Annotated in this window: 11 protein-coding genes; 4 read left to right on the top strand and 7 right to left on the bottom strand. The window is 65.6% G+C overall.

Annotated elements, in window-relative coordinates; genetic code table 11:
• Positions 1-9 precede the first annotated feature (9 nt).
• Positions 10-1,206: an acyl-CoA dehydrogenase gene (locus tag GY937_21305; protein ID MCP5059251.1), complete on the bottom strand. Its 1,197-nt coding sequence runs from the start codon at positions 1,204-1,206 to the stop codon at positions 10-12.
• Positions 1,207-1,309: 103 nt separating this feature from the next.
• Here GY937_21305 and ispH point away from each other — a divergent pair, with 103 nt between their 5' ends.
• From ispH to GY937_21290, 3 genes are all read left to right on the top strand, one after another.
• Complete coding sequence (gene ispH, locus GY937_21300) at positions 1,310-2,239, top strand: 4-hydroxy-3-methylbut-2-enyl diphosphate reductase (protein ID MCP5059250.1); 930 nt, start codon at positions 1,310-1,312, stop codon at positions 2,237-2,239.
• A 9-nt stretch (positions 2,240-2,248) separates the two neighbouring features.
• On the top strand, positions 2,249-3,424 hold the full coding sequence (locus GY937_21295; protein ID MCP5059249.1) for a hypothetical protein: 1,176 nt from the start codon (positions 2,249-2,251) through the stop codon (positions 3,422-3,424).
• 241 nt (positions 3,425-3,665) lie between these two features.
• A complete protein-coding gene (locus GY937_21290; GenBank protein ID MCP5059248.1) occupies positions 3,666-4,964 on the top strand; it encodes an MATE family efflux transporter in 1,299 nt (432 codons plus the stop codon).
• On the opposite strand, the gene GY937_21285 is transcribed toward GY937_21290, so the two are convergent.
• From GY937_21285 to GY937_21260, 6 genes are all read right to left on the bottom strand, one after another.
• Positions 4,946-5,497, bottom strand: coding sequence for a sterol desaturase family protein (locus GY937_21285; GenBank protein MCP5059247.1), 552 nt, complete (start codon positions 5,495-5,497; stop codon positions 4,946-4,948). The genes GY937_21290 and GY937_21285 overlap by 19 nt on opposite strands.
• A complete protein-coding gene (locus GY937_21280) occupies positions 5,494-6,849 on the bottom strand; it encodes an SDR family oxidoreductase (GenBank protein MCP5059246.1) in 1,356 nt (451 codons plus the stop codon). Before GY937_21280 ends, GY937_21285 begins: the two co-directional genes overlap by 4 nt.
• The gene (locus GY937_21275) at positions 6,846-7,469 is read right to left on the bottom strand and encodes a TetR/AcrR family transcriptional regulator (GenBank protein MCP5059245.1); all 624 of its coding nucleotides are present in this window, start codon (positions 7,467-7,469) and stop codon (positions 6,846-6,848) included. Before GY937_21275 ends, GY937_21280 begins: the two co-directional genes overlap by 4 nt.
• Before the next feature lie 93 nt (positions 7,470-7,562).
• Positions 7,563-9,098 carry a glycoside hydrolase family 5 protein gene (locus GY937_21270; protein ID MCP5059244.1) on the bottom strand — a complete coding sequence of 512 codons (1,536 nt, stop codon included), beginning with the start codon at positions 9,096-9,098 and terminating at the stop codon, positions 7,563-7,565.
• Positions 9,099-9,224: 126 nt separating this feature from the next.
• Positions 9,225-11,528 carry an ATP-dependent Clp protease ATP-binding subunit ClpA gene (gene clpA / locus GY937_21265; GenBank protein ID MCP5059243.1) on the bottom strand — a complete coding sequence of 768 codons (2,304 nt, stop codon included), beginning with the start codon at positions 11,526-11,528 and terminating at the stop codon, positions 9,225-9,227.
• A gap of 5 nt (positions 11,529-11,533) precedes the next feature.
• Positions 11,534-11,875, bottom strand: coding sequence for an ATP-dependent Clp protease adaptor ClpS (locus GY937_21260; protein ID MCP5059242.1), 342 nt, complete (start codon positions 11,873-11,875; stop codon positions 11,534-11,536).
• Positions 11,876-11,940: 65 nt separating this feature from the next.
• Here GY937_21260 and GY937_21255 point away from each other — a divergent pair, with 65 nt between their 5' ends.
• Positions 11,941-13,083: a GNAT family N-acetyltransferase gene (locus GY937_21255; protein MCP5059241.1), complete on the top strand. Its 1,143-nt coding sequence runs from the start codon at positions 11,941-11,943 to the stop codon at positions 13,081-13,083.
• The last annotated feature ends 227 nt before the right edge of the window (positions 13,084-13,310 follow it).

The following is a 13,310-nucleotide window of genomic DNA, read 5'->3' as shown; positions in this document are numbered from 1 at the left end:
GGGGGCTCCTTAATCGGGCAGGCCAAGCACACGCTTGGCGATGATGTTGCGCTGCACTTCGGAGGTGCCGCCTTCGATGGTGTTGCCGCGGGAACGCAGCCAATTCCGGGTGCCTTGCAGCTCATCCTCGGCGAAGCCTTCCCCCTCCCAGCCAAGGGCCTGGGGGCCTGCAATATGCAGCAACAGCTCCTGGCGCCGCTGGTTGAGCTCGGTCCCCACCACCTTGAAGATCGAGCTCTCCGCGCCGGGCTGTTGACCCGCCTTCGCAGCATCGCGGGCGCGCTGCATGGTGAGGCCGAAGGCGCGTGTATCCATCTCCATGCGGGCGATGTCCTGGCGCAAGACGGCATCCGGCAGGGGCCGGTCGGGCTCGGCGCCAGGAAGGTAGGCACGCGCACGATCGGCGAGGCTGGTCCGGAGTTCGCCGCTACTGCCGAAGGCTTCGGCAACCATCGACCGCTCATGGCCAAGCAATGCCTTGGCCACCGTCCAGCCCGCGTTCTCCTTGAAGATGACGTTGCTCTTCAACGCCTTCACGTCCTGGAAGTGGGTCTCGCAGAACGGTGAGGTGCCGCTGATCAACAGGATCGGGCTCACGGAAACACCGGGCGTCTCCATGTCGATCAACAGAAAGGTGATCCCTTCCTGTTTCTTGGCCTTCGGATCCGTGCGCACGAGGGCAAAGATCCAATCGGCTTCGTCGGCGTAGGAGGTCCAGACCTTCGTGCCGTTCACGATGTAGTGATCGCCCTTGTCTTCGGCCCGCATCTGCAATCCGGCAAGATCCGAACCGGCGCCGGGCTCCGAATAGCCCTGGCACCAGCGGATCTCGCCGCGGGTGATCTTGGTCAGGTGTTCGAGCTTCTGCTCTTCGGTGCCATACTGAAGCAGGGTCGGACCGATCATGGTGAGACCAAATCCGAGCAGCGGCGGCGGCGCGCTGATCGCCCGCATCTCCTGGGCCAGGATCTTCGCCTCCTCCTTCGAAAGCCCTCCACCGCCATACTCGGTGGGCCAGGTCGGCGCGGTGAAACCCTTGGCCGCGGCTCGGTCGAGCCAGAGCCGCTCATCCTCATTGTCGGGCTTCCACTTGCGGCCGCCCCAGGTTCCGACGATGCCACCTCCCCCCTTGCCCAGCAGGGATTTCGGGCAGTTCTCCTCGAGCCATGTACGGGTCTCGGCTCGGAACGCTTCGTGATCAGACATGAACTTCCTCGACGCTGGAAAATGACTTCGGACGAATCGGTGGCGGATTGTAGCGGCTCACCGGAAGCCCGAACCCCGGGCCCGTGATTGCTAGCCTCCCCGGATGCGCATCCTCCTGGCCAGCCCCCGGGGCTTCTGCGCCGGTGTCGACCGGGCCATCGAAATCGTCGAGCAGGCGCTGGAGCGCTTTGGCCCGCCCGTCTACGTGCGCCACGAGATCGTCCACAACAGGCATGTGGTCGAGGGGCTGCGGGCCAAGGGCGCGATCTTCATCGAGGATCCGGCCGACGTGCCGAAGGGTGCGCTCCTGATCTACAGCGCCCACGGCGTTTCCCCGGCCGTGCGCGAAGCCGCAGCCCGCCAGGAGTTGCGCACGATCGACGCAACCTGCCCACTCGTCACGAAGGTTCATGTCGAAGCCCAGCGCTTCGACCGGGTCGGCGTGGAAATCGCCCTGGTCGGGCATGCGGGGCACGTGGAAGTCGAGGGCACGATGGGCCACGCACCGGAACGCATTCACCTGGTCGAAACCGTGGACGACGCCGAGCGCCTGGAGATAGGGGATCCAGCTCAGCTCGCGGTCCTCACCCAGACGACCCTCTCCGTCGACGATACCCGTGACGTCATTGCGGTATTGCAACGGCGCTTTCCGGAGGTCCGCCTGCCTCGCAAGGGCGACATCTGCTACGCCACCCAGAACCGACAGAACGCGGTGAAGGAGCTCACCCACGAGGCCGATCTGGTGCTGGTCGTCGGGGCGCCGGAATCGTCGAACTCGAATCGGCTGGTCGAGCTGGCACGCAAATCCGGCGTCACGGCACACCTGGTGCAGACCGCAGACGAGATCGTGCCCGCATGGCTCGACGACGCATCCTGCGTTGGAGTGACCGCCGGTGCGTCGGCACCGGAAGTCCTGGTCGAGGCCGTCGTCGAACGACTCCGCGAACTCGCACCGGACGGCGCCCAGGTGGAAGCGCCCACGCCGGTGGACGAGGGCGTCGTCTTCCAACTGCCCTCCGAGCTGCGTTCCTAGGCTTCCCGTTTGCAGGCCGGCACCTCTTCCACTGCAGCCGGCGAGACGACCCGGCTGCGCGTCGCCACGTTGAATGTCTGGGGCCTCTGGGGGTTGCTCAGCCGTCACCTTCGTCCCCGCATGCAGGCCATCCCGGAGCAGGCCGAAAAGCTCTCTCTCGATGTATTCGCGATCCAGGAGAGCTGGACCGACGAGGGACGCGACCTGCTGCTGTCTGGGCTGCGCGAGATCGGCCTGAAGCATGCGTGGCACAACCCCCGGACCTCCGGCGGAAGCGGGCTGCTGTTGGTCTCACGTCATCCCCTGGGCGAGGCCCGCTTCCATCGCTTCCGCCTCTCCGGTTTGCCCGAGCGAATCGACCATGGGGACTACTTCAGCGGAAAAGGGGCGGTCGTCGTCAGCATCGACACACCCGCCGGGCCCGTCGATATCCTCGATACCCACCTCGTCGCTCACTACGCTTCCGATCCCATCGACACCTACTTTGGCCACCGCGTCGGGCAGGTGATCGAGATCGCCCAGCTGCTCTCGCCTAGCGAGCGGCCCGTGGTTGCCCTTGGCGATTTCAACGTTCGCGAGAGCGGGCCGGAGTATCCGATCCTCGTCGGGCTCAGCGGGCTCGTGGATGCGGCCACCCTGCTCGATCGACGTTTCGACACGATCCTGGCGCCTCACCCGTACCGGGAGATCGATCACCGCGAGCGGATCGACTACGTATGGACGCGCGACGGCCTTGGGATGGCGGCGCGGGTCCAGCACCTCGAGCGCGCCTTCGATGCGCCCCTCTCCTTTGGCGGCGACGAGGCGGCATATTCGGATCACGCGGGAATCGTCGCCGAGATCGTGCTTTCCCGGGCTCCCACCGCCCGCGGCTGGCAAGGAGCCAGCGAACCTGCGCTGGCGCTTGCCCGGGAGGCACTCGAACAGGGGCGCACGCTCGCGAGAGCCCGCCGCAGGATGCTTCACGGCGGTGCAGCCGCCGGCCTCGTCGGACTCGGACTCTGCGTGGCGGGCCGCCGTCTCACACGAAGAGAATGGCTCCGTCGTTGCTTGTGGTTCGGCGCTGGCCTCGGCGCCGTCGGAAGCAGCGCCGCCCTTGGGCTGGCAGAAGCCTTCGGCAGCGATGAATTGGATGCCCTGACCGAGCTGGAAGGAGTCCTCGGAAGCTTGCGCCGCTCCGGTTGATGGCAACGCGGGTGCGGCTCCGATAGCCTGCGCCGCTTCATGAGCGGCCCCCCCCGACCCTACTGAGCGCGCACAACGCCTGGTAGAGGAGCGGCTCGAGGAGCTGGGTGATCCGGAAGGCGCACCTGCCAACCCTGCGGGCACGCTGGCGGTCGGCAGCGGAACTCTCACTCCCGAAGAAGCCGCATCCGGCGGCGTCCTACCTGGCACGACCCACGAAATCTGGCGACTGGCCTGGCCTGTGATGCTTTCCCAGGGCCTCGCCGCGTTGGTCGCCCTGATCGACGTCGCGATGGTGGGCCGGCTCGGCCCGGAGGCTCAAGCTGCGGTCGGCTATGCCGTGCAGCTCTTCTTCGTCTCCCAGTCTGCGCTCTTTGCACTCTCCTTCGCCTGCGTTGCCGTGATGGCTCGGGCCATTGGCGCGGGCAGGCCCGAGGAATCCCGAAAGGCCTTCGCGGCGTCGCTGGTGCTGGCGCTCGGCGCCGCCCTCATTCTGAGCGGCTTGATGCTCCTCGCGCCCAGAACCCTGCTCGGCTGGCTATCCGCCTCGCCCGAAGTCATCGCCCTCTGCATCCCCTACCTCCAATACCTGATGGTCTCGGCCGTCGTGATGGGCATCTGCCTGACCATCGAGAGCGGACTCCGCGCCAACAAGGATACGCGCACACCATTGCGCATCACCATGGTCGTGACCGTCGTCAAGATCGGGCTGAACGCACTCCTGATCTTCGGTCTCGCAGGTTTCCCGAAGATGGGCGTCACCGGCGCAGGCCTTGCCACGCTCATCGCCCAATGCGTCGCTGCCGTCTTGTTCGTAGCCGCCGTTGCAAGAACACCGGAGGACAGCCCCACCGGCCTCCGCCATCGCGATTTTCACGGCATGGGCCGCTTGTTTCCCGAACTGATCCGGATCTCCATCCCCGGCGTCGGCGAGCGTCTGATCATGAACGGCGCGATGATCTCCTACTTCGCGTTCATCGGCGCGTACGGAACGGTTGCCGCAGCTACCTACACCATTGGCATCCGCATCCTCGCCTTCTCGTGGATCCCGGGCATCGGCTACAGCCAGGCCGTCGCCACCCTGGTAGGCCAGGCTCTCGGAGCCAAAGACCCGGCAGCGGCCCGCCGAGCCACCGCCCGGGCGGCCACGCTCGCCGTTGCGACGGCCATCGTCATGGGAGCCGTAGGCGCCCTCGCGCGAAGACCGCTCGCGGAGATGTTCACCGTCGATCCCGAGACCGTCGCCACCCTCGGCCCCTTCATGCTCTGCCTGGCCCTCGCCCAACCCGTCATGCAACTCCACTTCACGCTTGCCGGTGCCTTCCGTGGCGCCGGGGACACATGGACGCCTCTCGTCGCCGCCGTCCTGGGCAACTGGGTCTTCCGTGTTCCCCTGGCGTACCTGGCCACCGTCGTGCTCGAAGCCCCCCTGCTCTGGATCTGGCTGGTGCTGATCCTCGACCATTTGACCCGGGCTCTATGGCTTACGTGGTCGTATAGGAAGAACCAGGAGATCTGGGGTCAGCCGAGCAACTCGTAGTGCTCGGCGTAGGCGGGCTTCGCGAGGCCCGTTTCGGCATCTGCGAGCCAAGCCATCTGGAGCTTGGCGGGCACGCCGATGACCCCCGCCGGCCGGTAGGTACCGAACACCCAATCCCACAGCGGTGTCGTCACGCCGTGGTTTTCGCGGGGGTTGGTGAAGTGGTGGTGGAAATGGTGGCGGCGGAGCCAGCGCATGTAGGGTCCGATGCCAGGGTGGGTGTGCTCGCGGCGGTGCAAGATCTCGTAGCCGAGATACATGCTGACGAACCCGACCACGCCACCGATGCCTGCGGACCAGCCGGCGATCCAGACGGCGGGGCCGAGAAGGATCACCGTCGTGGCGATCGCCGCAGCGCCCTTCTTCCAGCTCGGGGCGAAGTAGTTGCCCTGGCCGTGGTGACGCACGTGCTCGGTGGCGAACGGATTCGGCCGGAGCCGTGGGTCGTGGCCCAGCCAGCGGTGGATGACGTATTCCATGAACGTCCACCCGAAAGCACCGACCAGGAACGCTGAAACGATTTCGAAGATCATCTGCCAACTCCTTGGAATCTGAGGCTTGCCAGGAAGCGCGGGGTCGTGCGCAGGTAGAAACGGGTCAGGGATGTAGAGACCAACTCGCCGGTATCCGCCCGCTTCAGACGGCCGAAGCAGCGCGTATGCGACCACGGCAGGTTCCAGGGCCGGATGTCGACCTTCTGGCCTTCGTACTGGTAGGGCACGCCATCCGCTTCGAACGCGAAGCTGTAACGGATCGACCGATCCTCGAGGTAACGCAGCTCGAGGGTGCCCTTGCAGGCAGCGTCACGGCACAAGCCGCCGATCGTCACCGACCCCTCCAGATCGTTCACGAGGAAACGGCCACCGTCGGAATCGGCCCAATGGCGTACGTCGTTCGTTCCCCAGCGCACGCTGAATTCCATGGGTCGCTCGCCGGCGCTTCCGGTCTTCGCTTCCGGCTCGTACGCTGGCTCGAACGTGTGCTCGCCGCGCATGTCCTCCGTGATACGAAAGCCCCAGGCACCGCGCAGGGCCCTGCCGAGCCTGCCGCTCGCCCCGGAATCCACTGAATCGGTCTCGACACCGGGCGCCAGAAGCCGATTGCTGGCGCGCGCGATGAGTTGGTTGGCAAACGGAATGAACTGCGTGTAGAAGCCCAGGTGGTTGATCACGCTGACCATCTCCACCCGTTTGCCGCGCCGCACCGCCTTGAAGATGACACGGCCGACCTTCTCGGGGCTCATCGAGTAGTAGGGCACCAGCTTCATCGCCATGCGACTCCCCCAGGTGTTCCCCTCGATCCCGTCGTAGAAGCCGGTGCTGACCATGAAGGGGTAGACCGTGGTGACCCTGATCCGATGCTTCTTGAGTTCGAAGTGCAGCACCTCGGAAAACGAAGCCAGTGCCCCCTTGATGGCAGCGTAGGCACCCCAGGTGGGCAGTCGGAAGAACGCCTGACCGGAAGAGATGTTGACGATCTGACCCGCGCGCCTGTCTCGAAAATGCGGCAGAAAGGCGTAGACGTGATACAGCGGCCCGACCAGGTTCACCGCGATCAATTGGTCCCAGGTCTCGAGGGTCATCTCCGCGAGCTCGCCCATATGGCCCACGCCCGCGTTGTTGATCAACACATCCAACCCGCCCAGATCTTCGACGACCCAACGGGCCAGCTCGTCCACCTGATCCCGCTGGGTGACGTCGACGACCCTCGTATGCACCGTCGCGCCGAGTTCGGTCAGCAGTTCACGCGCCCTGGCGAGTGCGTCCTCATCCAGGTCGGTGAGCACCAACTCCGCACCGGCCAAGGCGAATTCCTGCGCGGTACACAAGCCGATGCCCCGGGCTGCACCCGTAATCAGGACACGCTGCCCATCGACGGAATTCACGGTCCGAAACCTCGGAAGGCGAACTCCACGAGTTCGCGAGCAGCCGCCTCCACCTGGTGGTCGTCGATACTCCCGCCAAGCCAGAGGTCGAGCTGGCGCAACGCCATCCCGACGATGGCCTGGGATACGATTTCCGAATCGCAAGCCCGGGCGAAACCACCGGCGATGGCCCGATCGAGATGGAATCTTGCCAACGCGGCGAAGCGGTCCAGGATCTCCGCGCGTTGCCCATCGAGTTCGAGATCGATGGAGGCACCCTGGCGCAGGAAGAGGAGCGCCAGATGGCGCTTGGAGCGCAATGCCTGCGCTGCCCGGACCGCGGCAGCCACCGAGGCCTCGCGGTACTCCTCCACACCGGAGGGCAGAGGCGCACTCATCGGCGTGAACTCGGCCAGCAGCGATTCGGCGAGCTGCTCGAAGAGCGCGCCGGCGATCGCCCGCTTGCCGTCGAAGTGGCGATAGAAGGTGCCCTGCCCCACGCCGATCTCACTGACGATGTCGGAGATCTGCGTATCGTGGTAGCCACGCCGCACGAAGACCTTGCCGGCCGCCTCCACCAGCGCCAGGCGGGTACGCGCCCGGCGCTCGGCGTCACTGCGCTTCCGGAGTTCCGAGACCATGAAGATCTTTGTAGGACATCCAAACGGACTCGTCAATCCGTATGGATTCATCAGATTTCAGATGCTGCAGCAGGCGAGCCGAGCCCGGGACCCTCAGCGAAGCGAGACCACGAGTTCCCAGTCGCCGCCCTGGGTCCAACCGGCGACGAAGCGGCCGCCGCCGATCGCGGGCAAGGTGTGGATGCCCTCGAGCCCCTGGCCCACGGGTTCGAGGTGATCTCCGGGCCGGGCCGGGTAGAAGACGATGAACGTCTCACCGGCCTCTGCAGCTTCGCCGCGCACAGTTACGCTGCGCGCGGGGCGATCCCAGACGACGTCCATGAGGTCGCCGGGAGCAGCGCGCACCACCGGGCGGCGCATCGCTTCGACGAGCGGCTCGCGCATGCCGAGCACCTCGTTGATGGAGCAATCCAGGTCCCAGAACCCCCAGACGAAGGGGACGGTTCCGTCGCGGCCGGAGGCCGCCTTGTGAGGGTCGCCGCACGCCTCCCGCCAGGTCCAGATCGTGGAGCCGAAGCGGTAGTCGTCCTGGAACGCCAGGTGGCGGTCGAAATAGTCATCGTTCGGATCGGCGGCGCGGTTTGGATCGCTCCCCCATTCGCCCGTCACCACCGGGATGCCGCCGAACGTGGCCGCCTCGGCCTTCGCCTGTTGGAAGATCGCCTCGACGAGGCCCACGGAATTCAATCCGCCTTGATAGATGTGCGGCGCGTAGACCATCTGGTCGTCGCCGAAAGGCGCGGGGACGCCCACGAGGAAATCGTTCCACAGGATCAAAGGCTCGAAGAAGAAGAGCCTCCGCGGGGCTCCCGCACTCGCCTCGCCGGCTCGGACCGCATCGAGCGTCCGTTGGTAGAAGGTGGGGAGCAGGTTGCTCATCGCGTCGGCCGCAAAGGAACTCGGTTCGTTCATCACGTCGTAACCGGCGACGGAGTCGTAGATGCTGAGACGTTCAGCGACGTGCTCCCACATGCTGGCATAGCGTGTCTGGATACCGACGCCGCCCGGCCCAGGTGCGTTCGCCCAGAACGCGCTGAAGGCCGCGGTGACCGCCGGCGAGAGCTCGCGGACGCCGTTGAGGACGCAGCGCGCAGCGCCGCCGTCCTGAGTCGCCCACGCAGGCGCACCATCCCATCCGAACGCCGGCTCGGTCGAGCCCGTGCACACCTCGTCCGCTGCCGCCACGAGGCTCGGCCCCCAGGCGTCCTGGTGCGCATCGATGATCGTGTAGATCCCCCGGCTCTCGAGGATCTGGACCGCCTCCTCCAACTGGTCCAGATAGGCCTCGTCGTAGACGCCCGGCTGGGGCTCCATGCGCGACCAGCTGAAGAGGAGTCGCACCGCGTTCCAGCCGATGCCGGCCATGATGTCGACGTCCTCGGGCGTGAACGGATAGGTCGTGAAGAGGTTCGGGTCGTACTGCCAGTATTCGACGAAGGCATTCACGTTCACGCCGCGCAGCAGCACCTCTCGCCCATGGGCGTCGCGGATGCGTCCGCCCTCGACCGGGTCGAGCTCCGCGTGGAGCGCGGGAAGCCGGAACTCGAAATCCGCGTGCGGCGGCGGGACGCCCGGCACACATGCGTCGCCGTGGAGAAACAAGATCAGCAGAAAGAACAGCCAGCGCATCGAACTTTCCTCGCAACCACCGGGGGGGGGGCCTAGTCTAGTCCACTCGGTGTTCCCCCGGTGGCTGATTCCAGTGGCGGCCGCGCCGTCATGCGAGGCATGACCCAGGCCGACGCGAGACGAGGCTCAGCTCTCGTAGCGGAAGTTCAACTTCTCCGCGCCGCTCTCGTAGTCGGCCGTCACGTTGCCGCCCTTCGCCAATCGCCCGAAGAGGAGCTCATCCGTGAGCGGATCCGAGAGCTCGGTCTGGATCACCCGGGAAAGCGGACGCGCGCCGAAATCCGGGTCGTAGCCCTTCACCGCCAGCCAGGCGCGAGCCGCTTCGGTGAGGTCGAGGTTGACCTTCTTCCCGGCCAGCTGCTGACGGACCTCCTTCACGAATTTCTCGACGACGCGGCCCATCACCTCGGGCGAGAGGGACGAGAACGTCACGACCTCGTCGAGCCGGTTGCGGAACTCCGGGCTGAACACCTTTTCCAACGCATCCTTCCCGCTCTTGCGTCCGCCAGAGAAGCCGATGGATGCCTTGGCCAGATCCCTGGCGCCGGCGTTCGAGGTCATGATCAGGATGACGTGGCGGAAATCGGCTTCGCGGCCGTGATTGTCCGTCAACGTGGCGTGGTCCATGACCTGGAGCAGGATGTCGAAGAGGTCGCGATGGGCCTTCTCGATCTCGTCGAGGAGCAGCACGGCGTGAGGTTGTTTGCGGACCTTCTCGACCAGCTGCCCGCCTTCGTCGTAGCCTACATAGCCCGGCGGCGCACCGATCAGCCGCGCCACCGCATGCTTCTCCATGTACTCGCTCATGTCGAAGCGCAGGAACGGCACCTCGAGGCTGTTCGCCAGCTGCTTGGCGAGTTCGGTCTTGCCGACGCCGGTGGGGCCCATGAAGAGGAAGCTGCCCGTCGGCTTGTCTGTACCGCCGAGCCCGGCGCGGGCGCGTTTCACCGCCCGCACGACGGTGGCCACCGCATCATCCTGGCCGTAGACCACGCTCTTCAGATCTTCGTGTAGATGCTCGAGTTGGCTGCGCTCGGAGGTGGTCGCCCGGGCCAGGGGCGTACCCGTCATGCGCGCGATCAGTTGCTCGACGTCGCGGATCCCCACCTTGCGGGCGACCTTCTCCTCCGGCTGGTCGGCTTCGCCCCCAATCCGGGCTTTCGCCGCGCGTGCCTTCTCCGGCCGGAGCTTCACCGCTGCCCCGACTTCGTCCATCACATCGATGGCCTTGTCGGGCAAGAAGCGATCGTTCAGGTGTTTCGATGAGAGTTCCACGGCTGCGCGCAGTGCGGGCCGCGAATAGCGCACCGAATGGTGCGCCTCATACCGCGGTGCCAGACCCTCGAGGATCTTGATCGCCTCCTCGACCGACGGCTCGTGCACATCGACCCGCTGGAAGCGACGGGCCAGGGCACGGTCCTTCTCGAAGTGGCGGTACTCTTGATAGGTGGTCGAGCCCATGCAGCGGAGCTTCCCGCTCTGGAGTAGCGGCTTCAGCATGCTCGAAGCATCCACGGTCGCACCCTGGGCGGCCCCGGCGCCGAGAATCGTGTGGATCTCGTCGATGAACAGGACCGGGTTCTCCCGCTCCTGCACGGCCGCCACCAACGCCTTGAAGCGCTCCTCGAAATCGCCGCGGTACTTCGTACCGGCCAGCATCGCGCCGAGATCGAGGGAATAGATCTCGGCGCCTTTCAGATCCTTCGGCACCTTGCCCTCATGAACGCGTTGGGCCAGGCCCTCCGCGAGTGCGGTCTTCCCCACGCCTGTTTCACCGACGAAGATGGGGTTGTTCTTGCGCCGACGCGCCAGGATGTGAACGGCCCGGTCGATCTCGCTCTTGCGCCCCACCAGCGGATCCAGTTCTCCAGCCGCAGCCTGAGCCGTGAGGTTGGCAGTGAAAGCAGCCAACGGATCCGCGGGCGCTTCCTCTTCCGCACCGAAGGGATCACCCCGGCCTGTCGAGGGCATGCCCTCCGCGCCACCCTCGTCGCCACCATCGAATTTCGATACGCCATGGGAGAGGAACTTCAGGACATCGAGCCTGGAAACCCCCTGGGCTCGTAGCAACTCGACGGCATGGGAATCCGGCTCCTGGAAGAGGGCCGCCAGCAGATCTCCGGCCTGCACCTCTTCCTTCTCCGCGTTGTCCGCCTGGTCCATCGCAGTCTGCAGCACGCGATGAAACGCCAGGGTCTGGACCGTCTCGTGCGGGCCGTCGCCCTCGTGCTTCTCGATCTCTTCCTCGAAGAAATGCTCCAGCGCATTCTTCAGCCGACCCAGGTGTACGCCGCTATGCCGCAACACCTCCTGGCCCGCGTCGTCGAAGGCCAGGGCGTAGAGCAGGTGCTCGGTCGTCAGGTAGGCATGCCCGCGCGCGACGGCCTCGCGCAAGGACGCCTGAATGGTCAGCTGAAGCTCGTGATTGATGAAACTCACTCTTCCTCGACACCCGATCGCAGAGGATATCCCCGCTCTTCGGCCTGACGGTGCACCGTCGCCACCTTGGTCTCGGCCACCTCCAGGGTATAGACACCGGCAACGCCGGATCCGGCACGGTGAATCCTCAGCATCAGCGCATTGGATTCGACCGGGCTCTTGCGAAACACGGATTCGAGCAGCGCAACCACGAAAGCCATGGGAGTGTAATCGTCGTTGTAGAGAACCACCTTGAACCGCGGCGGCTTGGCCGCCTTCTTTCGGGTCTTCTCGGCGACCCCGCCTTCCTTGTCTCGCCAGGTTCCGCCGTCTGCCGGCCCCTCCGGATCATTCGACATCCAGGGAGCGTAGCAGGAGGAGGGCCGGCGCCGGCCCGGCCCGTCTGGGGCTACACTGCGCCCCGATGGCCGAACTGGAGATGCCGAGCGGCGTGGGGGAGGTCCCGCGAGAGGAGTGGAACGCACTCGTCGGCGACGAGTCGCCCTTCCTGGAGTGGGAGTGGCTCGCCTCTCTCGAAGACGCCGGATGCGTGGGCGCCGAGCAGGGCTGGGCGCCCCGGCCCCTAGTCCTGCGGGAGAATGGCAGGCTGATCGCAGCCTGCCCGATGTACTTGAAGGGGAACAGTGAAGGCGAGTTCGTCTTCGACTGGGGCTGGGCCGACGCCGCCCATCGGGCCGGCCTCGAGTACTATCCGAAGATGCTCGTAGGCGTGCCCTTCACACCCGTGACCGGTGCCCGTTTCCTGGTTGCCGAGGGCGAAGACCGGGCTCGGCGCTCAGACGAACTCGCCTGCGCACTCCTGAGTGTTTGCGAGAGCAACGAGTTCTCCGGTGTTCACGTCAATTTCTGTCTCGAAGACGAACGCTCGGTCCTCGAGAAAGCGGGCTACCTGCCGAGGCTCGGGTTCCAGTACCACTGGCTGAACCAGGGCTTCGAGAGCTTCGATGACTACTTGAAGAGCCTGCGCAGCAAGCGCCGAAACCAGGTGCGCCGTGAACGCCGAGCGCTCGAGCAACAGGGCATCGAGATCGAGCGGCTCAGCGGCGAGGCCATCCCCGACGATCTCTTCGAACCGATGTACAAGATCTACCTCTCGACCATCCGCAACAATCCGTGGGGTCGGCAGTACCTGAACCGCAAGCTCTTCGATCTCCTCCGCGAGCGCTTCCGGCACCGTCTGTGTTTCGTGATCGCCCGCAGAGGGGACGAAATCCTGGCCGGCACGATGAACGTGCAAAAGGGCGACACGCTGTACGGCCGCTACTGGGGATGCTTCGAGGAGCTTCGCCACCTGCATTTCAACGTCTGCTACTACGCGGGCATCGAACACTGCATCGAGCACCGGCTGAGCCGCTTCGAGCCCGGCGCCGGGGGCCAGTACAAACAGCTCCGCGGCTTCGACGCCTACCCGACCTGGAGCCTCCACCACCTCCGCGACCCGCGCCTGGCCCATGCGGTGGACCGGTTCCTGGAATCCGAGCGGGATGAAGCCGGCGCCGCGATCGAGTGGTACGAAGAGCACTCGGCCAATCGGCGGGGCGAGTAGCGGGGACGTTCTTTCCGCTGTTTCCGTTGCGGGAAAACCCGCAGAGCGGGTTTTCCCGTAACGGAAACAGCGGAAAGAACGTCCCCGCTCTAGTCCCTTGTCACACCAAAAGCTGGGGGTAGAGTCGTCGCAGTTTCACGCGGGCTTGTTGGGTCGTGAATTGCCAGTCGACGCCCTTCGTCGTTCGGTTGCGATCGTCTTGCCAGGCTTGGACTTGGCGCGTGAGA

It is taken from the genome of bacterium (genome assembly GCA_024228115.1).
Taxonomy (GTDB): Bacteria; Myxococcota_A; UBA9160; order UBA9160; family UBA6930.
The sequence above is the reverse complement of the archived record's forward strand: the minus strand, read 5'-3'. Positions and strand labels throughout refer to the sequence as shown.

Excerpts from the sequence above, each read along its gene's own strand:
- GY937_21305 (MCP5059251.1), bottom strand. The coding sequence starts at position 1,206 with ATGTCTGATCACGAAGCGTTCCGAGCCGAGACCCGTACATGGCTCGAG.
- GY937_21275 (MCP5059245.1), bottom strand. The coding sequence starts at position 7,469 with ATGGTCTCGGAACTCCGGAAGCGCAGTGACGCCGAGCGCCGGGCGCGT.
- GY937_21260 (MCP5059242.1), bottom strand. The coding sequence starts at position 11,875 with ATGTCGAATGATCCGGAGGGGCCGGCAGACGGCGGAACCTGGCGAGAC.
- GY937_21270 (MCP5059244.1), bottom strand. The coding sequence starts at position 9,098 with ATGCGCTGGCTGTTCTTTCTGCTGATCTTGTTTCTCCACGGCGACGCA.
- ispH (MCP5059250.1), top strand. The coding sequence starts at position 1,310 with ATGCGCATCCTCCTGGCCAGCCCCCGGGGCTTCTGCGCCGGTGTCGAC.
- GY937_21285 (MCP5059247.1), bottom strand. The coding sequence starts at position 5,497 with ATGATCTTCGAAATCGTTTCAGCGTTCCTGGTCGGTGCTTTCGGGTGG.
- GY937_21255 (MCP5059241.1), top strand. The coding sequence starts at position 11,941 with ATGGCCGAACTGGAGATGCCGAGCGGCGTGGGGGAGGTCCCGCGAGAG.